At 69.6% G+C, this 26,380-nt stretch carries 20 protein-coding genes; 9 read left to right on the top strand and 11 right to left on the bottom strand.

Annotated features, from left to right (window positions below; genetic code table 11):
• The first annotated feature begins 72 nt into the window (after positions 1-72).
• Entirely contained in the window at positions 73-669 is a 597-nt protein-coding gene (locus Aco04nite_RS31900) for a TetR/AcrR family transcriptional regulator (RefSeq protein ID WP_213000944.1), read from the top strand.
• Here the strand turns inward: Aco04nite_RS31900 and ctaD are convergent.
• The 3 genes from ctaD to Aco04nite_RS31885 are packed head-to-tail and all read right to left on the bottom strand — an operon-like array spanning position 654 to position 3,847.
• Positions 654-2,390: an aa3-type cytochrome oxidase subunit I gene (gene ctaD, locus Aco04nite_RS31895; protein ID WP_213000943.1), complete on the bottom strand. Its 1,737-nt coding sequence runs from the start codon at positions 2,388-2,390 to the stop codon at positions 654-656. The two genes, Aco04nite_RS31900 and ctaD, sit on opposite strands and share 16 nt — an antisense overlap.
• Positions 2,391-2,434: 44 nt before the next feature.
• A complete protein-coding gene (locus Aco04nite_RS31890; RefSeq protein ID WP_213000942.1) occupies positions 2,435-3,130 on the bottom strand; it encodes a phosphatase PAP2 family protein in 696 nt (231 codons plus the stop codon).
• A 30-nt stretch (positions 3,131-3,160) separates the two neighbouring features.
• The gene (locus tag Aco04nite_RS31885; RefSeq protein WP_213000941.1) at positions 3,161-3,847 is read right to left on the bottom strand and encodes a phosphatase PAP2 family protein; all 687 of its coding nucleotides are present in this window, start codon (positions 3,845-3,847) and stop codon (positions 3,161-3,163) included.
• Between the two features lie 364 nt (positions 3,848-4,211).
• On the opposite strand from Aco04nite_RS31885, the gene Aco04nite_RS31880 reads away from it, so the two are divergent.
• Both Aco04nite_RS31880 and Aco04nite_RS31875 read left to right on the top strand, forming a co-directional pair.
• Positions 4,212-7,085, top strand: coding sequence for an AfsR/SARP family transcriptional regulator (locus Aco04nite_RS31880; protein ID WP_213000940.1), 2,874 nt, complete (start codon positions 4,212-4,214; stop codon positions 7,083-7,085).
• Positions 7,057-7,485, top strand: coding sequence for an SRPBCC family protein (locus tag Aco04nite_RS31875; RefSeq protein ID WP_213000939.1), 429 nt, complete (start codon positions 7,057-7,059; stop codon positions 7,483-7,485). Before Aco04nite_RS31880 ends, Aco04nite_RS31875 begins: the two co-directional genes overlap by 29 nt.
• 7 nt (positions 7,486-7,492) lie before the next feature.
• Here the strand turns inward: Aco04nite_RS31875 and Aco04nite_RS31870 are convergent, their stop codons facing one another.
• A complete protein-coding gene (locus Aco04nite_RS31870; protein WP_213000938.1) occupies positions 7,493-8,377 on the bottom strand; it encodes an SDR family oxidoreductase in 885 nt (294 codons plus the stop codon).
• 81 nt (positions 8,378-8,458) lie between these two features.
• Between Aco04nite_RS31870 and Aco04nite_RS31865 the strand changes: the two genes are divergently transcribed.
• Complete coding sequence (locus Aco04nite_RS31865; protein WP_213000937.1) at positions 8,459-9,037, top strand: TetR/AcrR family transcriptional regulator; 579 nt, start codon at positions 8,459-8,461, stop codon at positions 9,035-9,037.
• Entirely contained in the window at positions 9,034-10,008 is a 975-nt protein-coding gene (locus Aco04nite_RS31860) for a hypothetical protein (RefSeq protein ID WP_213000936.1), read from the top strand. The genes Aco04nite_RS31865 and Aco04nite_RS31860 overlap by 4 nt, the downstream gene beginning before the upstream one ends.
• Positions 10,009-10,015: 7 nt before the next feature.
• Here the strand turns inward: Aco04nite_RS31860 and Aco04nite_RS31855 are convergent, their stop codons facing one another.
• The 7 genes from Aco04nite_RS31855 to Aco04nite_RS31825 all read right to left on the bottom strand — a co-directional run bounded on the left by Aco04nite_RS31855 (position 10,016) and on the right by Aco04nite_RS31825 (position 20,935).
• Positions 10,016-11,083, bottom strand: coding sequence for an NADH:flavin oxidoreductase/NADH oxidase (locus Aco04nite_RS31855; protein WP_213000935.1), 1,068 nt, complete (start codon positions 11,081-11,083; stop codon positions 10,016-10,018).
• Positions 11,084-11,374: 291 nt separating this feature from the next.
• Positions 11,375-12,043, bottom strand: a complete 669-nt coding sequence (locus Aco04nite_RS31850; protein ID WP_213000934.1) for an NADPH-dependent F420 reductase — start codon at positions 12,041-12,043, stop codon at positions 11,375-11,377.
• 79 nt (positions 12,044-12,122) lie between these two features.
• Entirely contained in the window at positions 12,123-14,498 is a 2,376-nt protein-coding gene (locus Aco04nite_RS31845) for a transglutaminase TgpA family protein (RefSeq protein WP_244876437.1), read from the bottom strand.
• Positions 14,492-15,625 (bottom strand): DUF58 domain-containing protein, encoded by a 1,134-nt coding sequence (locus tag Aco04nite_RS31840; protein ID WP_213000933.1) that lies wholly within the window; start codon positions 15,623-15,625, stop codon positions 14,492-14,494. Before Aco04nite_RS31840 ends, Aco04nite_RS31845 begins: the two co-directional genes overlap by 7 nt.
• A gap of 348 nt (positions 15,626-15,973) precedes the next feature.
• The gene (locus Aco04nite_RS31835; RefSeq protein WP_438874960.1) at positions 15,974-16,987 is read right to left on the bottom strand and encodes an AAA family ATPase; all 1,014 of its coding nucleotides are present in this window, start codon (positions 16,985-16,987) and stop codon (positions 15,974-15,976) included.
• Between the two features lie 8 nt (positions 16,988-16,995).
• Positions 16,996-19,647: a fibronectin type III domain-containing protein gene (locus Aco04nite_RS31830; RefSeq protein WP_213000932.1), complete on the bottom strand. Its 2,652-nt coding sequence runs from the start codon at positions 19,645-19,647 to the stop codon at positions 16,996-16,998.
• Between the two features lie 127 nt (positions 19,648-19,774).
• Positions 19,775-20,935, bottom strand: a complete 1,161-nt coding sequence (locus tag Aco04nite_RS31825; protein ID WP_213000931.1) for a fibronectin type III domain-containing protein — start codon at positions 20,933-20,935, stop codon at positions 19,775-19,777.
• A gap of 237 nt (positions 20,936-21,172) precedes the next feature.
• Between Aco04nite_RS31825 and Aco04nite_RS31820 the strand changes: the two genes are divergently transcribed.
• From Aco04nite_RS31820 to Aco04nite_RS31805, 4 genes are all read left to right on the top strand, one after another.
• Positions 21,173-22,432: a vanadium-dependent haloperoxidase gene (locus Aco04nite_RS31820; RefSeq protein ID WP_244876436.1), complete on the top strand. Its 1,260-nt coding sequence runs from the start codon at positions 21,173-21,175 to the stop codon at positions 22,430-22,432.
• Positions 22,433-22,787: 355 nt separating this feature from the next.
• Entirely contained in the window at positions 22,788-23,822 is a 1,035-nt protein-coding gene (locus Aco04nite_RS31815) for a glycosyltransferase family 4 protein (RefSeq protein ID WP_213000929.1), read from the top strand.
• 10 nt (positions 23,823-23,832) lie between these two features.
• Positions 23,833-25,266: a lipopolysaccharide biosynthesis protein gene (locus Aco04nite_RS31810; protein WP_213000928.1), complete on the top strand. Its 1,434-nt coding sequence runs from the start codon at positions 23,833-23,835 to the stop codon at positions 25,264-25,266.
• Positions 25,267-25,276: 10 nt separating this feature from the next.
• Entirely contained in the window at positions 25,277-26,158 is an 882-nt protein-coding gene (locus Aco04nite_RS31805; protein ID WP_213000927.1) for a beta-1,6-N-acetylglucosaminyltransferase, read from the top strand.
• The last annotated feature ends 222 nt before the right edge of the window (positions 26,159-26,380 follow it).

The following is a 26,380-nucleotide window of genomic DNA, read 5'->3' as shown; positions in this document are numbered from 1 at the left end:
TGAGCGACTGTAATTCGGTATTGATTAGTTCCGCAACTGTCGAGTTCCGGAACTGACGCGTACGATGTAGGCGTGGTGAACCCGGGACGAAAGCGCGACCACTCGCGGGACGCGGACATCTTGCAGGCGACGCTCGATGTGCTGGCCGAGACGAGCTACGCCGACCTGACGATCGAGATGGTGGCTGCGCGGGCGGGCGCCGGGCGCGGCACGATCTACCGGCGGTGGACCAGCAAGGACGAGCTGATCCTGGCCGCGGTCGCCTGCGCCGACCAGGGGGGTCCGGAGTCCGGCGAGTTTTCCGACACGGGTTCGCTGCGCGGCGATCTGCTCGCGATGCTCGACCCGGACTGGCTCGGCAGCGGCGAACGGCGGATGCGCATTCTCTCCAGCCTCACCGCGATGATGGGCCGGACACCGGACGCGTTCGCCGCCGTCAGCCAGGCGATCGTCGAGCCGTCCGTGGCCGTCTACCAGCACCTCATCCAGCGCGCTGTCGACCGCGGCGAGTTCGCGAAGTCAGCCGATGTCGCAGCTCTGGCCCAGCTGATTCCGGCGATGGCGACGTACCGTGCGCTGTTCATGCGGTTGCCTGTTGAATTGCCGTTCTTCGAATCGATGATCGACGGTGTGCTGATTCCCGCGCTGGAGAGTCAGCGTTCTTCCTGATAGCTCGCGCCGCTGTCGGATTCGTGGGTGAGGGGGCGGGCGCCGCCTTCGGGTGGGCCGGCCACGGAAGTGCCCGCGGCCAGTTCCGGGAAGCGGGCGTCGAAGGCCGGGCGTTCCGAGCGGATGCGGGGCATGCTGTCGAAATTGCGCAGCGGGGGCGGGCAGGAGGTGGCCCATTCGAGGGAGTTGCCGTGCCCCCACGGGTCGTTCACGGTGATGAGCTGTCCGACCTTGTAGGAGCGCCAGACGTTGTAGAGGAACGGTAGCGTCGAGGCGCCCAGGACGAACGATCCGATGGTCGAGATGGTGTTCAGCGTGGTGAAGCCGTCGCCGGGCAGGTAGTCGGCATAGCGGCGGGGCATGCCCTCCGCGCCGAGCCAGTGCTGCACCAGGAATGTCGCGTGGAAGCCGAGGAACGTCAACCAGAAGTGGACTTTGCCGAGGCGGTCGTCGAGCATCCTGCCGAACATTTTCGGGAACCAGAAGTAGATGCCGGAGAACACGGCGAAAACGATGGTGCCGAAGAGTACGTAGTGGAAGTGCGCGACGACGAAATAGGTGTCGTGCACGTGGAAGTCGATGGGCGGGGCGGCCAGCAGGACGCCGGTCAGTCCGCCGAGAACGAACGTGATCATGAAGCCGATCGCGAACATCATCGGGGTCTCGAAGCTGATCTGACCGCGCCACATCGTGCCGATCCACACGAAGAATTTCATGCCGGTCGGGACCGCGATGAGGAAGCTCAGGAAGCTGAAGAACGGCAGCAGCACCTGGCCGGTCGCGAACATGTGGTGTGCCCACACGCTGAACGACAGCACCGCGATCAGCAGGGTCGCGCTGACGAGTCCTTTGTAGCCGAAGACGGGTTTGCGGCTGAAGACCGGGATTACCTCGGTGATGATGCCGAAGAACGGCAGCGCGACGATGTAGACCTCGGGGTGGCCGAAGAACCAGAACAGGTGCTGCCAGATCATCGGGCCGTTGGTGGCGGGCTCGAAGACGTGGGCGCCGAGGATCCGGTCGGCGGCGAGGGCGAAGAGCGCCGCGGCGAGGAACGGGAAGACGATCACCACGAGCAGGCTGGTGACCAGGGTGTTCCACACCATGATCGGCATCCGGAACATCGTCATGCCGGGGGCGCGCAGCGTGATGATCGTGGTGATCATGTTGACGCCGCCGAGAATGGTGCCGACGCCGGAGAGGGCCAGCCCGACGATCCACGCGTTGCCGCCGAGGCCGGGGGAGTTGGTGGCGTCGCTGAGCGGGGTGTACGCCGTCCAGCCGAAGTCCGCCGCTCCGCCCGGGGTCAGGAACCCGCTGATCGCGATGAGCCCGCCGAACAGATAGAGCCAGTACGCGAACGCGTTGAGCCGCGGGAACGCCACATCCGGCGCCCCGATCTGGATCGGCACCACGAAGTTGGCGAACGCGAACACGATCGGCGTCGCGAAGAACAGCAGCATGATCGTGCCGTGCATCGTGAACAGCTGGTTGTACTGCTCGGGGGAGAGGAACTGCAGACCGGGCCGGGCCAGCTCCGCCCGCATGAGCAGTGCCATCAGCCCGCCGAGCATGAAGAACACGAACGCGGTGACCATGTACATGATGCCGATCTGCTTGGCATCAGTGGTGCGCAGCACGCGGGCGAGCGCTGATCCTCGTACCTGTCGTCTCAAGGGGTCAGGCCGCGTGACGATGGGCTTGGGCACGACGCTGGTCATGACACCCCCCAACGGGGCGGGAATAAGGCGCTACGTTACGCCTATCAATGCGCGGCAGCGACCTTTCTCGATGCCAGAGTGGAGCGGGTCCACTGCACGCTGCGATCGAGGATCGCGCGGGCCATGATCCAGACGCACATGATGCCGTTGAAGAACGACGCGGTGACGTCGGTCGGGTGGTGCATGCCGCGGTAGAGGCGGCCCACGGCGACGCCGACCGGCACGAGGACCAGCAGCCAGCACAGGGTCTTGAGCCAGGTGCGGTTCGTCAGCCCGACGAGAACCACGGCCATGCCGATGTAGAGCGCGACGGCGGCGGAGGTGTGCCCGGACGGGAAGCTCGAGGTCGGCGGCGAGTTGTCCATGTGCGCGACCTCGGGGCGCTGCCGGTCGATCAGCAGCGTGGTGAAGAAGAAGATCAGCGCCTGGGCTATCACGCCGGCGCACAGGAACAGCGGCTCGCGCCACCGCTTGAGCGTGAGCCGCAGGATGATCGCGACGACGGCGGTGACGCCGATGATGACCGGCGTGCTGCCGATCGTACTGAAAATGAACGAAGCGACGTTGCCGAAGCTCTCGCGGTTGGCGGCGAAGTCCCGGTTGACGGTGTCCTCGACCGTGAACGGCCAGGTCTTCTCGAGCACCTTGGTGATGAGCAGACCCAGCCCGACCATCACCGCGAACAGGGCGAGGACGGGAGCGAGGATCCGCTTGAGGAACTGAACCGCGACATCGGACATGGACGCGGCATTACCCGGTGGCGGCGATAGTTACGCCTTCGAATAAACGGAGAGCGAAGGGTCGACGCCGTGCTCGGCGACGGGCAGGAAGCCGCGGTGGGTGAAGGCCATCGTCGTCGCGGCGATCACGGCCACAGCGAGCAACCAGCCGGCTACCACGTCGCTGGTCCAGTGCACTCCGATGATGATGCGGGAGACGCCGGTCAGGACGGTCACGGTCGCTGCCCCGGTCCAGAGCAACCACCGGTGGCGTACGACGGGGAGCAGCACCAGCACGAAGACGCCCGACACGAGCGCGGCATTGAGCGCGTGCCCGGACGGGAACGAGTACCCGGCGGCCCGGGCGACCGGCTCGAGGAAGTCCGGGCGGTGCCGTTCGACCAGCAGTTTCAGCAGAGCGCCCAGGATCCCGCCCGAGGCCACGGTGACGACGGCCCACACGGCGGCGGCGCGGTGCTTGCGGCGCAGCAGCCACACCACGAGGCCCAGGGCGGCCAGCCGCAGCGGGTTCGGGTCGAAGACGTTCGTCCACCACTTGGTCGCGATGACCCAGCCGGGGTGCCGCAGCGCCCAGTCGTGCAGCGCGGCCGTGATCGTCGCGTCGAGCTCGTGCAGGGGCCGCCAGTCGCCGGTGACCATGATCGCGAGCAGGGCGAACGGCACCAGCACCGCGACGGTGATCGCGGCCGCGGTGGTCAGCCGTGTCCCCAGAGTCATGAGCAGCTGTTACCCAGATGTTCACGAGATAGTCGCCGGGATGTGGTGTCGAAGGCCGCTGTCCATCGGCGTAGGCGCTCGCATGCGAACAGCGGATGCGCTCGCGCGCGAAGCCGGGGATAGTGGTCCGGCAGGCGCGGCGAGGAGCCCCGCCAGGCTCCGCGCCGCGCCTGTGCCCCAACCCGCCGCTGACCCCGCCTGGTGCCGGTGGGGACAGCGGTGTGCTCGTGCTCTCATCGCTCCGCCGGTACGGTCTCGGTATGTCCTCCCCGACACCCGATCCCCGACAGCGGTCAGCGCACTCTCTCAACCGAACCTTGCACGGACCTTGCGTGGCCCAGAACGAGCGGCCCGCGACGTAGTCATGGACCTCGACATCCAGGTGCTCGCCGGGGTGCAGATCCTCGTCGACGGCACCCCCCAGCTGCGCCGCACCCAGGAGAAGAAGGCCCTCGCCGTGCTGGTGGCGGCCCGTGGACCGTTACGCCCCGAGGCGTTTCTCGGCGCGATCTGGGACGCCGGGCACCCGACTGCCCGCGACGCGCTGCTCGCGCCCGTCATCGCCCGGTTGCGCCGGATCCTGCGCGACCACGGCGTCGCGATCACCTCGGCCCGGCAGACGCGCGGCTACCAGCTCGTCGGGGACAACCTCGGCACGCTCGTGGACGCCTACCGCTTCGAGCACGCCGCCCGCAAGGTGCTGGACTGCCTCGAAGCGGGCGACTACGAGCAGGCCTCGCAGGCGTACGGGACGGCGGCGCAGGCGTGGACCGGTGAGCCGTTCGCCGAGTTCGGGCCCGAATGGCCGGCGGGGGAGCCGATGCGGGGATACGCCGGCGAGCTCCTACGCGTACGCGAAAAGGTCGTCGAGCAGATGGCCCGCGCGGCGCTGATGCGGGGCCGGGACGCCTGCGCGCCCGCGTGGTCCGCGCAGCCGCTGGCGCACGGACTGGAACGCCACGACGCGTTGTGGCTGCTCACGGTGATGGATGCCTTGCGCCGCCACGGGGTGACCGCCGCCGAGGAGCTGCTCGAGGAGGGCAACAAGGACGGGCTCGACCCGGCAACCACGACCCGCGCGTTCGACCTGATCAGCCTGCACGAGGACGGCATCGACGTCCACCGCCCCCTGCCTGCCTCGTCGGGGCATGCCGAGCTTGTTGTCCGGTGCCGCAACCTCGACGACCTGTCTCCGTGGCGCACGGTTGCCGGGACGATCTGGGCGCACCTGCGCCGCGACCTCTCCCAAGGTTCCATCTCGCCGGCCCAGCGTCGGCTCATCGCGGATTTCGTGGGCGGCGGCGACCGGCCCGTGCTCGACGGCGACCGCGACCTCGGCCAGCTCATCGCACTGCTCGAGGCGCTGCTGCGCCCGCTGCTGCGGACCGTGCCGCTGGTCCTGGTCTTCGACGACGCGCACCTGCTCAGCCCGGTCGCGAGGCAGGTGCTCGACGAGCTGGTCGACCGGCTCGCGGAGTTGCCGCTGGAGGTATCGCTCGCCGACGGGTCGCCGCCGGTGGCGGTGCAGGACGACGGTGGTTCGGCGCTCAGCGCGTACCGGCGGATGGAAGAACGCATCGCCCGGGGTGAGCGGCTCACGACGCCTGTCGCCGTGCAGATGGCCCGCCATGCGCAAGCGGCGCACCGGCTCCTGCCGGTCGAGTCCGTGGCCGCAGCGCTCCTGGCCGCGGCCCGCGCCGAACGCCAGGGCTACTCGGCAGCCGCCGCGATCGAATGGGCGCAGGCCGGTCTGGTCCTCGGCGGCCCGGCCACGATCACCGCCGAACTGCTGATGACGCTGGGTGACGCTCGCCGCGACCTCGGCGAGGCGGCCGAGGCCTCCCGGCAGTACCGCAACGCCTACGAGGCCGCCGAGGGCCACCCGTTGCTGCAGGCCACGACGGCGGTGCGGCTGGCCCGCCAATGGTCCGACCCGGGCCTCGTCGACGAACAGATGATCTTCCTGCTGCGCCGCGCGCTGCGGGCTCTGGACGAGGGGCCTCCCGCGGATTCGGTACGCCTCCAGCTCCAGGCCCACCTCGCCCACAAGTCCACCATGTCCGTCGCGACCGCCACCGACCTCTCCGGCCCGGCCCTCGCCCGCGACACCCTCGACGAGCTCAAACCCGACGACAGCCCAGAGGTACGCTGCGAAGTCCTCAACGAGTGCCGCTGGGGCCTCTACGACTACGCGTCCCCCGGCGAGCTCGCCGCCATCTCGGCGCACCTGCGCAAGGCGGCCATCGAGGCCCGCTCCCCGTACTTCGAGAGCGAAGCCCTGCTCGCCCTGATCATCGACCACATCCGCCTGGGCCGCCTCCCCGCCGTCCACACGGCCGTCAAGGAACACCGCTCGCTGGTCGCCGAGCACCCCCGCCCGCAGGGAGAATGGCTGCAGGGCGTCCTCGACACGATGATGAACCTCTGGCGCGGCACCTTCGACGCGGCAGCGGGCTGGCTCTTCGGCCCCGGCCGCGAGGCGGTCGACTCCCTGCGCGACCGCCCGGTCATCCCCGCAGACACCCTCCGCCAGACCTGGCAGGGCCAGACCTACTGGCTCTTTCGCGAATGGGGCCGCACCGAGGAGCTCCTCGCCCAGGCCGCCGACGACATCGAACTCGACGCCCACTTCCCGATCTGGCCGGCCAGCCTCCTGCTCGCCTGCTGCGACACCGGCCGCTACGACGAAGCCTCCGACCGGCTCGCCGCGTTCCTCGCCACCCACCACAACCTCGCCGGCTGGCCACCACAGGGCTGGACGGTCCCGACGCTGGCGCTGCTCGCGGAGTCGGTGGCCGCACTACGGATCGCCCGGCCCGGAGACACGGTCGCGGCCGAGGCGGTGCCGTTGCTGCGCGGCCTGCTCGAGCCGCACCGTGACGAGCTGGTGCTGGCCGGGTGGCCGGTCGCGGTGATGGGACCGGTCGCCCGGTTCAGCGGCCTGCTCGCGCTGGTCGCAGGGGATACCGCCGCCGCGATCGACGACTTCACGCGCGCGGCGGCGGTCGCCTCGGACTCACCGCCGATCCTCGCCCGCATCCGCTACGACCATGCCCGCGCATTGGTGCAGGCCGGAGATCGCGCAGCTGCCGCACCCCTTGCCGAACGAGCTCACTCAGTGGCCTCCCGGCTGGGCATGCCCCTGCTGGCCGCCGCCGCGTCGGCCCTGGTGGATTGGCCCGCCCGGCCGGGGGCATCCGGGAGCCATGATGCTGGATCGACCGACCATCCGTCGTGACGTCGTGGCGAGCGGCCCGCTCCCCGCGGACGAGGTGTGGGACCGCTACGTGCGCCCACGGCGCTGGCCGGAATGGTCGCCGCAGATCCGGTCGGTGGACTACCCGGCCGACCGGCTCAGCCCCCGCACCGCCGGGGTCGTCCACGGACCGTTCGGCCTGCGGGTGGCGTTCCGGATCCTGGACGTCGACGAGCTCGGTCCGGAACGCAGCTGGTCATGGTCGGTATCCGCGATCGGTGTGCCCCTGATCCTGAGGCATACCGTCATGGCTATCCCCGCGGGCACCAGGACCGGGCTGACCGTGGAGGGCTTCGCGCCTGTCGTGCTGGGCTATCTTCCGGTCGCGCGGTCCGCGCTGCACCGCCTCGTCGGCCCGCGCAGTCCGCACGCCCGGACCTGAGCCCTTTTCAGTGGCGCGGCGCGGTTGTGCGGGGGTAGTGCTTACGCAGGTCGGAGGTCGTCATGCGGTCGAGCACCCGGTCCGGCAGGATCCGGGAGGCACGGATGAGGAAACCGGCTGTAGCGCCGATGACGTAGCGGGTCCGGGGTCTGCGGTCCGTGACGGCCCCGGCAATCGTCCTGGCCGCGACCTCGGAGGTCACCCCGGCCTTGGTGAACGCGGCGACGTGGGAGGGCAGCGCCTGCACCAGATCCCCGTAGCGCGCGTTCTGCTCCGGGGTCATGCCGGCGCTGAGCCGATCCAGGCCGGCGAGTCCGGTGCCGGCCATCTCGGTCTTGACGCCGCCCGGTTCGACCACGACCACCTGCACGCCGTAGGGGGCGACCTCGTTGCGCAGGGCGTCGCTCATCGCTTCCAGCGCGTATTTGCTGCTGGCGTACGGGCCGTAGCCGGCCATGGAGAGCTTGCCGTTGAGCGAGCTGATGTTGACGATGCGGCCCTTGCTGCGGACCAGCGCGGGAAGCAGCGCCTGGATGAGCGCGACGTGCCCGAAGAGGTTCACCTCGAAGATGCGCCGCCATTGGTCGAGCGGCGTGACCTCGATCGGGCCGGCGCCGGGGATACCGGCGTTGTTCACCACCGCCCGCAACGGGCGGCGCTGCGGATCGCCGGCGATGCGGGCCACGAGCGCGGCGATGTGGTCCGGGTCGGTGATGTCGAGGATCACCGGCTCGATGCCCGCGGCGCGCAGGGCCGTCCCGTCGCTGTCGCGGCGGACCCCGGCAAGGACGTGGAAGCCGCGGCGGGCCAGCTCCAGGGCGGTGGCCGCGCCCATCCCGGTTGACGCCCCGGTAACGACCACGAGTTCTTGGCTTTCAGTTGACGTTGTCACCTGACTGAGTGTGCGGCATTGAGATGACGCTGTCAACTGGCTCGGGTGACGTTGTCATCGCAGGCCGGTACGATTCACGCCATGACCAGCCGTGCCGAGTCCGCAGCCGCCACCCGCCGCGCCCTGCTGGACGCGGCCGCCGAGCTGCTCGACGAGGGCGGCCTCGACGCGGTGACACTGCGCGAGGTGGGTGCGCGTGCCGGGGTCAGCCGCGGTGCGCCTTACCGCCACTTCGCCGACAAGGAGAGCCTGCTGATCGCGATCGGGACGCAGGCCTGGGAGCAGCTCGGCGACCGGACGCACGCCCTGCGCGCCGACCCCGGCCTGTCCTCCGGCGAGAAACTGCGCGGCGGTCTCAATGCCCTCATCGCGATCGGCCGCACGCAGCCACACCTCTACAAAGTCATGTTCAGCCACCCGCCCGGCGACCCGGCCGCGCTGGCCCGCGCCGCGCAACGCAGCCAGAGCGAGTTCCTGGCCATCGTCGCCGGCCTCGTCGGCGAGCAGGCCGCCCGGCGTTACACGGCCCTGCTCATCAGCAGCGCGAACGGGATCGCCGGCATGCAGGTCAGCAGCCAGCTCGCCGACGAGAAATGGGGCGGCATCACCACGGAGGAGCTCGTCGACACCCTCGTCGCCATGATCGAGGCCCAGTCATGAACTATGAGGCTCGCAAGACGGCTGCCACGGCGACTGTCGCGCGTTGGGAGTGGTACACCTGGCCCGGTCTCGACCCCCGGCCGTTGCACTTCGAACGCGACCTCCTCAAACCGGGACGCCGCCTGGACGCCCGCCCGCCGCTGAACCGCGACGTCCTGCGCATCGGGTTCGACACCGAGGGCCGTGTCGCGGTGACCGAGAAATACAGCGGGTTTCTCCGTGGGCGCCTCAATTACGAGACGTTCATGCGGTACGCCGGCGACGTGGTTGAGGCTGCGCACTTCGACGCGGACGGGCAGCGGATCTACCTGCACGAATATCGCTACGTGGACGGGCTGATGCGCTCAGCCGAGCTGACGGCGCGGCGAGGCTCAGATCGCGAGTCGTACGAGTACACCGACGGGCTCATCACCCGCGTCCTTCACGACCTGACACCCCGCCTCGTGGCCGAGCACGATGACCACGGTCTCGTCCGGATCGTCGCGGGACGCGAGCTGCGTTACGAGCGCCCGCCTGCCGGGTTCGACCTCGAGGCGGAGTGCCGGGCCGTCGAGGACGCGCTCGTCGCGCTCGTCCCCGAGGCCGTGGCGGCGCTGAAGTTCGACGGCCCGGTGAGCCGCATAGCGCTGAGCTACCACCTCGCCAATGACCTGGACTGCGAGATCTACATCGCGACCGACGTCGACGCCGAGTACGAGTGGTCGCCGCCGGACTACAACTACGTCGCCGACATCGATCTCGGCAACACCGGACCGATCCGATTGGTACGCCAGGAGCTCACCCTGCTCGACGCCGACGACCACGATGCCGGGGCGGGTTCGGAGTGGGGCCGGCGCGTGATGTGCGCTGCGGCGACCCGGCTCCGAACCCACGACTGGACGGCCGTCTTCCCCGTGACGGCCGACTTCCTGCTGTACACAGTCGATCTCGAACTCGTCGACCTGGAGCGGAACCTCGCCGAGTGCGGTTGAGAATCGCTCAGGCGGACCGGGCGTACTGATCCGGCCGCCGGGGTGTGGCACCCAGCTCGGCAGCGGCACGCAGCGGCCAGTTCGGGTCGCGGAGCAGTTCCCGGCCGAGCAGGACCAGGTCGGCCTGGCCGGCGGTGATGATCTCCTCGGCCTGCTTCGAGGCGGTGATCAGCCCGACCGCGCCGGTGGGGATGCCGGCCTCGCGGCGCACCTTCGCGGCGAACCGCACCTGGTAGCCGGGACCGAGCGGAATCTCGGCCGCCGGGGAGATGCCGCCGGTCGAGCAGTCGACCAGGTCCACGCCCGCCGCCGCGAGATCCTTGGCCAGCGTGACGCTGTCGCCGGCCGTCCAGCCGCCGTCGAGCCAGTCGGTCGCGGAGATGCGGGTCAGCAACGGCACCTCGTCGCCGATCGCCTCGCGGACAGCACGGACCACTTCGAACAGCAGCCGGGTACGCCCGGAGTAGTCCCCGCCGTACCCATCGGTGCGTTTGTTCGTCAGCGGCGACAGGAACTCGTGCAGCAGATAGCCGTGCGCGGCGTGCAGCTCCACCGCGGCGAACCCGGCGTCGAGCGCACGGCGTGCAGCCGAACCGAACGCGTCGACCACCTCAGCGATCCCGGCGGTCGTCAGTGCTTGCGGCGTACGGTATCCCGGTGTGAACGGCTCGTTGCCGGGACCGACGACCGGCCACCCGCCGAGCGCATCCGGCACCCCGCCCCGCTCGGCCGCCCACGGCCGGTAGGTCGAAGCCTTGAACCCGGCATGCGCGAGCTGCACCGCCGGGACCGCCCCGCGCGCCTTGATGAACGAGGTGATCGGCCGCCAGGCGTCAACGTGCGCCCCCGACCACAGCCCGACGTCCTGCGGGCTGATCCGCCCCTGCGGCAGCACGGCCGTCGCCTCGGTGATGACCAGGCCCGCTCCGCCGGCCGCCCGGGCACCGAGATGAACCAGATGCCAGTCGTGCGGCAACCCGTCCTCCGCGGCGCTGTACTGGCACATCGGCGCCATCGCGATCCGGTTGGGCAGCCGCACCCCACGCAGCTCCAGCGGTTCAAAAAGCAGGCTCATCGGTGAAGCTCCCTGGCTTTGATGGGCTTACAGCGGGCGGCGAAGGTGGCAGGAGCTGGCCATGGGCACGAAGTTGCGCCGAAGCCGGCTATGCCGCAACCTTCTGCGTCGTCAGGTGTCAAACGTGGGCCGATCACGTCTGAGCGGGAAACACATGTTCTGCTGTCAGACACGATTGGCCGGATTTGACGAAGAACATCGCAGAAAGTTGTCGCATACCGGTGTCCGGCGCAACATTCAGCGATCCGCGCCCGAACGCCACTGGCATCAGCGCGTGTCTACCACCGGCAATCAGCGCTTGGCCGCGTCCACGGCGGTCTTGATGGCGTCGACGCCGGCCGGGGTGCTGTCGGAGTCCGCGTAACCGCCGTAGGGGATGCCGTACGCGGGCGTGTTGGGCTCGAAGCGCCAGCTCTCGGACAGCGGGCCGACGTCGTACGTGTCGTAGCCGATCGCGTCGAGGAACTCCGTCGTGGTCCGCTTTGCCGCGGCGTCGTCACCGGCGATCGTCAGCGCGGAGCGGTCCGCGGCGCCCGCCGGACGGGGCAGCGCGGCCAGGTGCTTGAAGTTGATGTTGTTGAACACCTTCACCAGGTGCGACCCGGCGAGGTACTTCTGCTCCAGCTCGGCGCTGGTGGTCTCGCCGCTGTCGATCGCGGGGAAGTCCCCGTCACGCTGCGCGTAGTAGTTGTTGGTGTCGAGCACGACCTTGCCGGCGAGCTCCTTGACGGGCAGCTCCGGGTACGCCTTGAACGGCACGCTCACCACCACGATGTCCCCGGCCTCGGCAGCCTCCACGGCGGTCGCCGCGCGCGCCTTCGGGCCCAGCTCAGCGGTCAGCTCCGCAAGCGTCTCGGGCCCGCGCGAATTGCTCACCACCACGTCGTAGCCCGCCGCGACCGCGAGCTTCGCCACCCTGCTACCGATCAGGCCACTTCCGATGAAACCAACAGTCGTCATGTCTCTATGCAACCGCCTGTAGGACGCAGCATTTCCGATCCGGGCGAAATGTAATACCTGACACGAGTGGTTTACATCCCTATCGGCGGCGATCCCAGCGCAACGGCCCCGGATGAACGCTCCACCAGGCCCGCCGCCACCAGGACCGCTGGGACCGCAGCCCTTCCGCGTACGCGACAGCCTGGTCACCCGCCCGCGAAGCCTGCCCGTCATCCGCGGCCCCCGGCGCGAACGCCACGGTGTTCACCGCACCCACGAGCTCATCGAGCGCGGGCAGCCCACCCCCCAGCGGCGGCGGCGCGGCAGCCCGCACCCACCCCAGCGTCCCGGCGTCCCCAGCGTTCCCAAAGTCCCCAGCATTTCCCGCCGACCCTGCTGGCCCTGCCGCTCCTGCCGCTCCCGCCGGATCCGGAGCCGCTGCTTGCTGGCCCGCGGCGAATTCGGCGACCTCGGCCGCGGCGAGATGCCGGGGCACCGGTCGCCCGGCCAGCCGCAGCGCATCCGTGAATTCCAGCCAAGCCCCATTGATTCGCTGATCCGGAGCGCCACCGGTCAACCGCCGCCGTCGCAGCCCCCGCCGCATGAGCACCACAGCAAGCCCAGCGGCCACCACCAGCACCAGCACCGATCCGGACACCCCCGAAGCAACCGCAACAGCGGAAGCGCCACCCCGGCCTGCCGCGGGAGGCTCCGCCAGAACAGCCGCCGCCGACGCGCTCGGCGTGTCCTTCACCGGTGGCGCCTCGGACGTGGGCGGCGGCTCGGAGGGCTTCGACGTGAAGTCCTCCTCGACCGGCCGGGGCGACTCGTCGCTCTTGGGCATCGGGTCGAACGCCACCCAGCCGAGGTCGTCGAAGAGCACCTCCGGCCAGGCGATCGCGTCGCCGCCGGTGACCGTGCCGCCCTTGCGCGGCGCGTTGAAGCCGACCACTACCCGCGACGGCAGCCCGGTGAGCCGCGCCAGCAGCGCGAACGATGCCGCGAACTGCTCCGACGTCCCGGCCTGGCCGCCCTGGTCACGCGGCCCGAACAGGAAATACTCCAGATTGGGGTACGCATGCCCGCTCGGCGCGTCCGCGACCTGCTTGTAGTGCTCGGCCAGGAACGTCTCGATCGCGGCGGCCCGGTCGTAGGCGGCGCCGTTGCCATCCGCGAGCTGCTCGGACAGCCGCGAGATCTGCTCCGGCACCCCCGTGCCCACCTTGAGGAAGCGCGCCACCGCGTCGCCGCTCGGCACGTCGGCGGTGGGCAGCAGGTTCAGGTCGGGATCCGGCACGTCGGAGGTGACGGTGTACGCGAGCCCCGGCGTCAACGACTCCGGCCGGATCACGGTGCCGGTCGTCGCGTCGTACGCGATCCTCGTACCGTCCACACCCGTCGGCGTCGGCACCACCGGAAGCAGCCGCCCGGTCAACTCTCGCACCGTGATCTGCTGCGTGACGTGGGTGGACGGCGCATCCGTCAGCGCCGCCGGAGTGGGCAGCACCCGCCCCGCGTTGCGATAGGTGGCCCCGACCCGCCAGGTGATCCCGTCGTAGTCGGGCAGCACCGCCAGCCGCAACCGCGTCGTGCCCTTCCCGTTCCCACTCGCCCCCACGTCGAGCAGTTTCTGCTGCGGAGCGAGTGCCCACCCCGAGATCCGGTTCAGCGGACTCTCGTCGAGACTGTCGACCTGCGGCGGCTGCACGTACCGTCGCGGATCCACCGGGGTAGCCGACACACGCGTACCAACCCACGGCCCGACCGCCGCAACCAGCCCGACGACCACCACCAGCCCGAGCGCCGCCCCCGCAACCGTCCGCACCCTCGCCGCCCGCGGCACGCTCTCCGAAGCAGAACCGCCCCCGGAAAGCCCAGTTCCGCCCCCGGAAAGCCCGCTTTCCGAAAGCCCGGAACGCGCAGTGACCGCCAGCGCGAGCACGACAAGCCCCGCAAACGCGAGCGTCGGCCATCCGGCGCTGCCCGCGTTGGGCCCGACCACATACAGCGCCCCGCCGTACAGCACAGCCGCAGGCACGACCCCCAGCAGCACCCGCCGCGACCGCAGCGCGACCTCACCCCCGAGCAGCCCGGCAAGCCACGCCGCAACCACCGGCACCACCACGGTGTCCGGTGTGGACTCCACAGGGATCATGGCGGTCAGCAGCCGCGGAATCCCGTTACGCAGCGCATCGGTGACGATCTGGAGAAGCGGATCGGTGAGGCCCGCGCGGTCGGCAGCCAGCTTCAAAGCCCAGGTGGTGTACGCCGCCAGCGCCACCACCGACAGCGGAGCGATCGCCCACGACGGCAAGCGCCGCGCGGCCACCCCGACCCCGACAGAGCCCAACGCCGCCCCGGCAACCACGCGCACGAGCAGCTCGTCCGCATAGATCCGCCCGAGCACCACCCCGGCAAGCGAGATCAACAGCACCAGCACGACGGGTACGACCGCAGCGCGCAGAACCCTCACCACCCGCGCACCCCGTCCCACGCCCCGGCGAACTGCTCCCCGTCCTCCGCCTCGATCACGATCATCGCGCCGCCGGCCGACACCGGGGCAGCGTCCGGATCGCCGAACAGCCCCGCGATCACGACCGGGTACGCCCCCTTCAACCCGCTCACCGCGCTGAGATCGCCGCGCCCGCCAGGCCCGGTCAGGTAGACGAGCGTGTCCCCGACCCGGTTCTGCCGCAGACTGCGTACGGTCGTGGTGAGATCGCCCTCCCGCAGCTCAGCCTGGGTGAGGACGTCAAGGAACGGTCCCTTCGCGTGCCCGGAGACCAGGTGCAGCGCGATGGGCAGGTCCTCCCGCACGGCGGCGGCGATGATCGACGCGGCGGCCTCACACGCGGCCTCGAACGACTCGGGCTCGCGCCCCGGATGCGCCCCGGCCCGATCGTCGAGCAGCACGATGATGGTGGGCTCGCTGGTGTCGAGCTGTTCGCGCACCATGAGCTCGCCGACCTTCGCCGAACTACGCCAGTGCACCCGCTTCAACTCGTCCCCGACAACGTATTCACGCAGCGAGTCGAACGTGATCGTCCCCTGCGGCACCTTGTCGACCCGCCCGTCCAGGCTCCGCGACATCCCCGCCGGCACCGCCCGCAGCTGATGGATCCGCGGATGCACCCAAACCTCAGCAGTCCCACCATAGGTACGCGACAACGTGAGCAACCCCAGCGGATCCGTCCGCGTGACCCGCAGCGGCCCCACCTGAACCACGCCGCGCCTGCTGGTCGGCACCGGATAACCCACGGTGGTGTCCCGCCCCGGCCGCAACCGCAGCAACGGCACGGGCACAGCCGCCGACCCCACCCGGTCGGTCGCCACCAGATTCGCCGCCCGCACCTTGCTGGTGTTCCGCACGGTCAGCGTCATCGCCGCCGGCTCACCCCGCCCGACCCGATCCGGCTCCGCCACCCGTTCCACCCCGAGCCGTGGCCGCCACACCGCGAACACCACCCCGCACCCCACCGCGATCGCAGCCGCCGCCCCGAGCAACGCCAGATCCGGATACCCGAACCGGAACCCGACCCCCAGCAACCCCACAGCCGCAACCACCACCCCGACCCCCCGAGCGGTAACCCCCCGAAGCCGCATCACACCCGCTCCCCGCGCACCCGAGGAAGACGGCCGCGTCACGCCCGCTCCCTGTGTGCCCGAGGACGACGGCCCCGTCACGCCTGCTCCCCGTGAGCCGGGGAAGGCGGCCGTGTCGTGCCCGTTCCCCGAGAGCTCGGGGAAGGCGGCCGCGTCACGCCCGCTCCCTGTGCGCCGGGGAAGAGGGTCGTGTCATGCCTGCTCCCCGCGCGCCCGGGGAAGGCGCCCGGGTCACGCCCGCTCCCCGCGCGCCCGAGGAAGACGCCCGGGTTACGCCCGCTTCCCGCGCGCCCGAGGAAGACGGCCGGGTTACGCCGGCTCCCCGGGAGTCCGAGGAAGACGGCCGGGTCACGGGGCGGTCCGGGTGGCCGCCTGGGAATTGTCGGGGAGGGGGACCGGGACCGAGCGGACCGCGTCGTCGAGGACCTCGGTGGCGGTGGTGCCGCGCAGTTGGGCGTCCGGTGAGAGCAGGATGCGGTGGGCGAAGACCGGGGCGATCAGGGCCTTGAAGTCCTCGGGCAGCACGTAGCCGCGCCCGTTGATCAGCGCGTAGGCCGACGCCGCGCGGGTCAGGGCGATCACGCCGCGGGGGCTGACCCCGACCCGGACCTGCGGGTGGTCGCGGGTGGCGGCGGCGAGGCGGACGGCGTAGGTGTAGAGCGCGTCGGCGATGTGCACACGTAGCGCGATGCGGACCATCTCGCCGACGGTGTTGGTGTCGGTGACCGGTTCGAGGGTGTCGGGGGAGCGGGTCGCCGCGCCACGCAGGACCTCGACCTCGACCTCCTCGGAGGGGTAGCCGACCGAGAGCTTGACGAGGAACCGGTCGAGCTGGGCCTCGGGGAGCCGGTAGGTGCCGTCCATCTCGACCGGGTTCTGCGTCGCGACGACGAGGAACGGCTGCGGCACCGGGTGGGGCACGCCGTCGACGGTGACCCGGCGTTCCTCCATGACCTCGAGCAGCGCCGACTGGGTCTTGGGGGAGGCCCGGTTGATCTCGTCGGCGATGACGATGTTGGCGAAGACCGGGCCGGGGTGGAACTCGAAGCCGCGGCTCGCCTGGTTGAAGATGGTGACGCCGGAGACGTCGGACGGCAGCAGGTCGGGCGTGAACTGGATGCGCCGCCACTGCCCGCGCACCGCGGACGCGATCGCCCGGGCCAGCGTGGTCTTGCCGACGCCGGGCACGTCCTCGAGCAGCACGTGGCCCTGCGCGAAGAACGCGGTCAGGGCCAGCCGGACGACCTCGGGCTTGCCCAGCACGACCGTGCCGATCCGATCGGCGAGCTGCGCCGCGATGGTGGCGAAGCCCTGGACGTGCTGGGGCGGAATCGGTTCGGTCGGCTGGTTCTGGGTGCTCACGATTGTCCTCAGCAGGTGGGCAGGTCGTTCACATCGTCGCCACCGTCGAGGTTGAGCCACGCGAACGGGATGTAGTTCTTGCCTTTGTAGTTGACCTGGATCCACCAGGACGAGACCTTGTTGTCGTTGTAGACGTAGGAGTCGATCGAGGACCCCTTCTTCTTGCAGTACGCCTCGAGCCGCGTGCCGGGTTTCGCCCAGCCCACCTGCTTGTCGTCGTCCTGCGAGGCGACGCTGAAGATCTCGTCGCCGTTACGCCCGTCGACGTCCTTGTCGCAGTATGTCTTCTGGTCGCCGCTGTCGCCGTTGTTGCAGGTCGCGGTGCCGTAGAGCGCCGCCGTCTTCTGGACCTTGGTCTTGGTGACCGTCCCGGCGGCGTTCTTCGCCGACACCGTGAATGTGTACGACGTGCTCGGGTCCAGTTTGCTGATCTTCAGGCTGCTGCAGCTGCCCGACGCGCTCCCGCCGCCGCCCGACGCGGACATCGAGCAGGTCGCCGTGCCGCCGCCGGCGTCAACCGTGAAGGAGACCGTCGCGGTGTTGTAGGTCGCCGACGACCCGGTCACGGTGACGACCGGCTTCGTGATCGTCTTGGCAGTCGCCGTGCCGGCCTCGCCCTCGCCGGCCTCGTTGACCGCCTTGACCTCGACGGCGACGTTCTCGCCCTCGCCGAAGCCGTTGAGCGTCACGTTGGTCTCGGTGACCTCGGTCGTCTTACCGCCCGCGGTGACCAGGTATTTCGTCAGCGGCCGCCCGTTCTCCGCCGGCGCCGACCAGGTGACCTGGATGGTGCCGGGCTGATCGCCGACGGTCGCGGCGTCCACGGTCTCGGGGCGGCCAGGCTTGGTGAACGGCACCACGCTGGGGCTGACCGGCGACGCCTTCGACCCGGCGCCCCGCTCGTTGACCGCGACGACGGTGAACGCGTACTGCTTGCCGTACTCGAGCTGGCCGTCCTTGATCGTCAGGCTCGTGCCATCCGTGACGTCGCCGATCGGGGCGCTGCCGCCCTCGCTGATCGCGGTCACCGTGTAGCGCTTGATCTCCAGGCCCTGGCCGTTCGCCGCGGGCCAGCTCACCACGACCGTGCCGTCCGGTTTCGCCTCGGCGCTGGGCACCGTGGGCGCATCGGGCACCTCGGAGGTCGGCTTGACCGCGTTGCTGGTGCGCTCCGGCCCGTCGCCCTTCTTGTTCACGGCGTGCACCGCGAACTTGTACGTCTCGCCGTTGGTGAGCCCGGTGACGTCCAGCGACCGCTGGTCGGCTCCCACCTGGAACGTCTTGTCGGCACCCTCGACCACGTAACGGCTGATTGCGGCGCCGTTGTCGGCCGCGGCCTGCCACGTGACCCGGACCTCCGCGTTGCCGGCGGCGGCCCGCACGTTCTTGGGCGCGCCAGGCTTGCTCGTGGTCGGCTTCTTCGGCTTGGGCGGGGCGGGCGGCGGCGCCGGCGGGGTCTCCGGCGGGTCGCCACCGAGCACGTCGTCGGCGTACTTGTCGACCGTGCGCACCTTGTGCGAGTCGTCGACGACCCGGGCCGTCTCGGAGCCGGGCGCGTTGATGAACAGGTAGTTCTCCCGCACCTCGAGCTCGAGCGGGCCGCCCGGCTTCTGGAACCCGATCGCCTTCTGCTCCGCGCCGCCCTGGTCGAAGACGTGCACCGAGCCGCTGGCCTCGTCGGCGACGTAGAAGTAGCCCTTGTAGGCCACCGCGGGCTGCAGGTCGGTGATCTCGCCGTCGCCGGGCACCTCGAAGTTGGCGATCGTCGTATCCCCGCTGACGCCGTAGACGCGCCGCGAGTCGGGCACCGTCACCGGCACGATCGCACCCTCGGTGTGCTCGGGCAGCGTCCCCGGCCCGTCGAGCGGCAGGGTGACGGTCGTCTTGGTCTTGGGCCCGATCGTGGTGAGCACGTTGGTCGTGCGGTCGAGCACGGCAACGCCGTCCTCGAGGGTGGAGATCGTCAGGTCATGGCTCGCCTCGGCAACCGCCTCGGTGCGCACCTGGGCAGGACCTGCTGCCGTCGCGGAGCCACCGCCACCGGCCGCTGAATCGTCGGGCAGTGCGGCGGGCGTGATCGCGGAGACGGTGCCCTCGGTGGGCACGGCGATCCACAACCGCCCCTTGCCGTCGAAGACCCCACCGGCGATGCCCGGCGGGTAGCTGAGCGGCTCACCGACCGGGGTCAGCGTGCGCGGGTCGAGCTGACGGATCTGGCCCTGCACCGAGTCGATGACGAAGGCGGCGTCGTCGTTGAGCGCGACGTGCACACCGATGCCCGCGGAGGTCTCCCACTTGGTGGCGGCCTCCTGCAGCGACGTGAGGTCCATCGTGCTGACGACGCCGGTCTGCACGTCACGCAGAATGACGAACCGGTCGTTCTGCGCGACCTCCATCTGGTGACTGCGGGCCCGCGGAACGTCGACACGCGTATCCACCCGGGCGGTCACGCCGTTGATCCGGGCGATCTCCCCCTTGGGTTTGCTCCACGCCCACGAGGCGGCGTCGAAGCTCGCCACGGCCTGATCGGCCGACCCGAGCCCGAGCACGGTGAGACCGAGCCCGGTGACGAGCGCCACCACGGTGCCGATGGTGACGAGCCCACCGCGGCTCCGCCACCGGCGCCTGGGCTGCTCCGTCACGACGTCTGCGCTGCTCACCCGCTGCCCTACCTCCCCGTTCAGCCGATCACGCTCCCTGAGGAACGCTGGCCATCATAGGGCGATCAGGTGTGCTGCGGACACCCGGTGAGTCACGGTTGTGGATAGAAGTGATCGCCGAGCGTGATCATGACTTCGACGGAGCTGGACTCGCGCCCGACCTGTCCCGCCCCGTGCAGATCTGGGGTGAGGTCGAGAACTGCGTGGTGCTGTAGACCGCCACGATCGCGAAGCAATAGTCCAGGTCAGGGTTCAGACCGTTGAGATCGAACGTCACCGTCGAGGGTCCGACCTGACTCATCACCCGCAGCTGCTCGCCGGCCCGCCCGCCCGTGATCATGAACGAGGTGCGGCCGTTCGCGGGGTCGGTCCAGAACAGCTTTACCGACGATCCGTAATCACGCATGCGCACATCCGTAGGCGCCGGGCCGCTCAGAGTTGGCACGTTCGATTTCTCACTCTTGTCACCCTTGCCGGCGAGCCCGATCACCAGCGCGATCACGGCGATGATCACCCCGAGCACGGCGGCGATGCCCGCGAACAGGGCGGGCACCCGCATCGACGACCCGCGCGGCTCAGCGGGGGCCGCGGCCGGCACGCCCGAGACGATCTGCCCGGAGACGGGAACTGCCGACACGGACCTCTGCACGGGTACGCCCGGAGCAGACTGCACTGAGTAACCGTACGCATCCACCGCGTACCCGTAAGGCGGAACGGAGGTCGGCGGCGCAGAGACGGGAAGCGACGTGGAGACGGGCGGCGGGAAGTGCGTGACCGGCTGGGGCGTGGGAGCCGGGTTTGCCGACGGGAACAACGGGGACTGAGCGTGATTGTCGGGCAGCTCTATGCGTACGGTGGCAGGGTCCTCACCCAGATAGGCACGTGCCCGGGTGACCGCCCAATGGTCCGGGCCCAGGACGGCCGGGCCGTGTGCAGCCACCCGCCCGAACGCCCGCCGGGCCTCATGCCTGTTCTCCATCTCCTCGGCGACGACGCCCAGTTCGTAGGAGATCTCCAGCATCAACGCGTCGGTCTCCCCGAGCCGCCACTGCCCCGCGGCGTACGCCTCTTCGAGCACCCGCCGTGCCGCGGGCGCGTCCCCCGCCCGGTGCAGCACCACCGCGAGTTGATGTGCCGTCGACAACACCTCGGGATCGTCCTCACCGAGGTTCATCCGGCCGAGCTCGACGGCGTTCTCGAGCAGGGCACGAGCCTGCGCGGCATCACCGGAATCGGCGAGCGCCCGGGCCCGCTGGCGGGTGGCTTGGAGTGGGGACGGCTGAGACACGCAGTCATGCTGCCCGGAACTCACGGATCACGCCAGTACGCAAAGTCACCCCACCCCCTTAAATGGTGCATACAACGATCTTCTCCGTCATTCACTCAAAGTCGCATGAACGGATGAGTCCCGACCCGGGTGACATACCCCCATGTGAATGCCTTGCCGAGCTGCGCGGACCCGGGCAGGCTGGGCCGCGACTCGGATCCGGGGGCTCTCATGTCGCGATCGCGAACCGTTGCCGCAGTGGCCGTTCTCACCCTGTTCGCCGTCCTGCTGAGCCCGGTCCGCGCACAGGCCGGCACGGGTAGCAGCAACACGGGTGGCAGCAACACGGGTGGCAGCAACGCCGTCATCACCTGGAACGTCAACGCCCAGACCGCGATCTACGAGGTGGCCCGCCAGCCGCCCTATGTCACCGGCCGGGCGTTCGCGATGGTGCAGGGCGCGGTCTACGACGCCGTCAACGCCGTCTCCGGCACTCCCTACGAGCCCTATCTGGTCGCTCCGCGATCACGCCCCGGCGCTTCGCTGGACGCCGCTGTGGCCGCCGCCGCGTACACAATGCTCGATTCGATGTTCCCGGAGCAGGCTGTCGCCCTGCGCGCGCAATACGACGCCTACCTGGCGGGCATCGGGAACGGCCGTGGCAAGACCGACGGGATCTCGGTGGGGGAGCGGGCCGCGGCAGCGATGATCGCCGCACGGGCGGGCGACGGCGCGTTCGCCGACACCAGCTACACCATCGGCACCGCGCCGGGCCAATGGCGCCCCACCCCGCCCGGTTTCGCTCAGGACGGCGCCTGGGTGGGCGACCTGCGGCCGTTCGTCATCAGGAGCGGCTCCGCATTCCGTACGCCCGGACCGCCGCCCCTGACGAGTGCCGCCTACGCCCGCGACCTCAACGAGGTGGAAGCACTCGGCTCGGCAACCAGCACCGTGCGCACCCAGGACCAGACGGAGGCGGCGATCTGGTGGCACGACCGCCGCCTGACCGAATGGGAGATCAAGCGTCAGCTCGCCCGGACCCAGCACCTGAGTCCGCTGCAGACGGCCCGCATGTTCGCCATGGCCGACATCGCCAACGCCGATTCCCTGACCGCCTGCTTCAACGAGAAGAAGTTCTGGAACTTCTGGCGCCCGATAACCGCGATCCCGCTGGCCGGCACCGACGGCAACCCGGCCACCACCGCCGACCCGTCCTGGACCCCGCTGCTGATCACCCCGCCGTTCCCGGACTACACCTCCGGCCACACCTGCTCGACCAGCGCCATCATGTACGCCCTGCGCCGCTTCTTCGGCCGCGACAGCATCCCGTTCAGCGCCTACAGCGCCGACTCGGGCACCACGCGCTCGTTCCCCGGCTTCTCAGCCGCCCTCGCCGAGGTCGTCGAAGCCCGCATCTGGGGCGGCGTCCACTACCGCACGGCCGACGTTCAGGGCACCATCATCGGCACCGGTGTCGCCCGCTACGTCCTCGATCGCGAGTTCCAGAAGCGACGTTGAACCGCCGGGATCAAAGGCTACGGATTTCTTACCGGCCGGGTGGGCGAAATAGTTCACATGAGTGGCCTCCCGCCCCCGCCCGAATCGGGTAGCCCGGGGGCATGAAATGCGAGCCTGAAATGTGAATTCCTGTTGTGAGTGGCAGTGCTGTGTGCCCTGTGGGTATCTTGTGCTCCGGCGCGGTCTGACTTATGCGGCTGCTGCGGCGCGGGCTTATTGATGCGACTGACCAACCCAGGAAAACATGAAGTTACTTACCGTTTCTGAGGACGTTCCCAATGCGCATCCGGTGCATGGTGACGGCAGCTCTCTCATTCCGTTTCATGTCCTGCAGGAACTCCGGGCGATGGCGGAGGTGAAACTGGTTACCTTCGAGGGCGAGGTGCCGGTGCCCCGCGAGATCGAAGCGGCCTGCAGCGCGATCACCCTGCTGCCCAAGCGCTCCGGGCGATCGGCCGTTTACGGTGGGCCGCTCACGAGCTCCTCGGCCGGGGCATTTCAGCGTTACAGCCGGCGGAACAGGCGAACCATCAGATCGATGAGCGAGTGGGCCGACGTCACGCTCATCCACGGTCCCGGCGCGTTACCGTTCTGGCGTGACGTCGCGTCGCCGCTCGTGATTCAGGCGGTCGATCCGTGGTCCATGCGAATGGGCATGGAGGCCGCTCTGGCGACCGGATTGCGGGCGCACTACCTGCGGGCGCGCGCCCGGCAGTTCAGGGCGGTGGAGCGCAGAATTCCGCGCAGCGCCGCGCTGCTGACCGTGGGTCATCGCGATGCCCGGGTCTGGAGCCGGGACATCGGCCGCCCGGTGGCAGCCATCCCGAACGGGGTCAGCAGGCAGGCGTCGAACCCGGCGTCCGGCCGCCGTACGAAGACGGTCTGTTTTGTCGGCAGCCTGGACTATCTCCCCAACATCGACAGCGTGGTGCGGCTGCGGAGGCAGATCGCGCCCCTCGTCTGGAGTGCCGTGCCGGACTGCCGCTTCGTCATAGCCGGCCGCCGCCCGGGCCCCGAGGTCGCCGAACTCGCCGCGGAGAATTTCGAGATCCGTGGCGACGTGGCCGCGACGGCCGACATCTTCGACATGTCGGGGGTCGCTGTCTTTCCGGACCGGTTCGGGCTGGGCATGCGGAACTCGGTCGTCGAAGCGCTCTCCAGCGGAATGCCGGTAGTCGCGTCGGCCACGGCGTCCCGGGAGCTGCCCGGCTCCGGGAACCTTTTCGTGCGCGAGACCGATCAGGACATCAGCGACGCGATTGTCCGGCTTCTCGAAACGTCGGCGGGGGAGCCCCGCACACCTGCCGTGTCCGCTCCGTCGTGGGAATCGGTCTCCCTGCGCTACTTCGAACAACTCCAGCTCGTCCTGGGCTCACCGATCGCGAAATAAAGGGATCCCGATGCTTGACCGTACGGACACCGCCGTCGAGACGCCCACCCACCTGTCCAAACTGTTCGGCCGGGATTCCCTCTACATGGTGCTGTGGGGGGTGCAGCTGCTCGCCGCCGCCGGCCTCACCCCCGTGATCACGCGGGTGATGGGTATCGGCGAGTTCGGTGTCGTCGCCTCGGCGATGGCGCTGATGCAGGTGACGATGGTCCTCGGTGGATTCGGGCTGCAGACGGCGATCCAGCGTCAGTTCGCGCGGCCCGGTGGTGATCTGGACGCGCGGAAGCTGCTGTCCGTCACGCTGATGCTGGCGTGTGCTTTCACCGTGGCCGCCCTGCTTTCCTCCTCCTGGTGGAGCGGGGCACTCGGGTTCGAAGGGAGCCTGACCCCGCCGCGACTGGCGATCGTCTGGGCCGGCCTGAGCGTGGCGACCAGCGCGGCGCTGGCCCTGCTGCGAAGCCAGGACCGCCTGGGAGCGTTCGCGGCGGTCAGTCTTGTCCAGTCCGTGGTGGCGGAGGCCGCGAGTCTCGGGTTCGTGGCGGTGCTCGAACCCACGTCCTCGCACTTCCTCGTCGGGCGGGTCCTCGCGCAGCTGGCAGCGACGGTGCTGGCGCTGCTCATGGTGCGTCCGCGGTCGTTCGGCCCCGGGGACCGTACGATGGCTCGCAGTGCACTGCGGTATTCGTTGCCCCTGGTGCCCGCGGCGCTCAGCTCCTTCGTGCTGACCACGGCGGACCGGCTCATCATCCAGAGCTTGATGGACAACGATGCCGTGGCTCGTTACCAGGTCGCGTACAACATCGCGTCGGTGCCGATCCTGCTGCTGTCCGTCCTGCAGGCGGCCTGGCTGCCGCGGTTCTTCTCGGTGCCGGATGCCGAGGACCGCGCCGCGCTGGTCGCCCAGACCCGCAACACCCTGTACCGCCTGCTGGTGCCCGCGGTGCTGGGACTCGCCGTCGGCGCACCCCTGGTGATCAGGCTGTGGGCGCCGCCGAACTACGAGCCGGGCAAGCTGTCGCTGGTGGCCTCGCTGGTCATCATCACGGCCGTGCCCTTCGCGGCGCAAGTGGTCGCCAGCCTGCATCTGACGACCGCCGGCCGTACGGGCACGATCGCGCTCGCCGTGGCCGTCGCCGCCGGTGCGAACGTCGTCCTGAACCTGCTGCTCATTCCGCACTTCGGCCTGGAGGGCTCCGCCTTCTCCACCCTCGCCGCCTATGCCGCCTGCTGCCTGGTTCTCCAGAGATCCGTACGGCGAACGGGGTCGATACCCAGTTCACCGCCGAGTCTGCGGATCGCGCTCGCCCTGGCTTGCCTGGCGTCGATCGCGGTGACCCTGCTGCCCTACAACCCCGTCGTGCTGCTGCTGCGCGCGGTGGGGGCTGCGATCTGCGTCGTCGTCTTCATCAACCTCGTCGTGTCCACCCGGCGTCAGCTGATCTGAGGCGATGGAAATGACACCTCTCGCGGTTGTGATCCTCGCGCACGCCGACGCCCCGCATCTCAGGCGGCTGATCGGCGCGCTGTCCGGAATTCCTGTCGTGCTGCACTGCGATCGGAAGACGCCGGAGTCCGTCTATGCCGAGATGACCTCGGGGCTCGGCGGCAACGTCAGGGTCGTCGGCCGGACCAGGACCAGCCTGGCCAGTTGGTCGCTCGTGAACGCGGAGCTGCGGTGCCTCGCGACCGCCCTCGAATGGACGGGCGCGTCGCACATCGCGGTGCTCTCCGGCGCCGACTATCCCCTGATGTCGATCGACCGGATCCATCGTGAGCTGACGGCCTGGCAGGGGCGGACCTGGATGGAGAACGTCCCCGTCCCCACCGCGAAGTGGAACACCCGGCGCCAGCACGACGGTGGCATGTGGCGTTTCCGCAGACGCTATCTCGTGGTGCGGGACCAGGCGGTCTACGTACGAGGGCATCCCGTGCCACTGCCGTTCCGGCGGACTGTTCCGGCGGAGCTGTCGCTGCGCGCCGCCTCGCAATGGAAGATCTACGCACGGCACCACGTGTCAGCGCTGCTGGAGATCGCCGCGACGAGGCCTGACCTGATGAAGTTCTGGCGCACCACGCTGGTCCCGGAGGAGTCCTTTGCGGCCTCGGTGCTCGCCAGTCCCGCGCTGCTGGGCGCCGACCGGCTGGAGCCCAACGAGTCCGGAGCCTGGTTCCTCGAATGGCGGGCCCCGGGCGACGGGCATCCGCAGTGGCTCGACGACACCGATCTGGAAAAGTTACGGCCGGGAAAGCTTTTCGCACGTAAATTCAGCTCTCGGCAGAGTCGTCTGCTGGACCGGATAGACGGCGTCCTACGTGGAGCGCGGGCCGGGAAATAGAATTCACGAGTGCGGCGAAATATGATTCGCGTCGCGTTTTCCTAAAGGGTTAAACCTATCGGATACACCAAAAAACCCGCGTCGGGCGCAACCGCTGCCTGACCGTTCCTAGTTGCTTTCTCGATGCGGGCGTGGCGGGCGTTCTTGGGTAGTTTGGTCAGGCGAGATTTCTGCTGCCAAATGTGAGTGTCCGGCTCGGACGGTCACGGTGGTGGCAATGAT

Source organism: Winogradskya consettensis (genome assembly GCF_018332715.1).
GTDB lineage: Bacteria > Actinomycetota > Actinomycetes > Mycobacteriales > Micromonosporaceae > Actinoplanes > Actinoplanes consettensis.
This window is presented reverse-complemented; position numbering and strand designations above follow the sequence as displayed.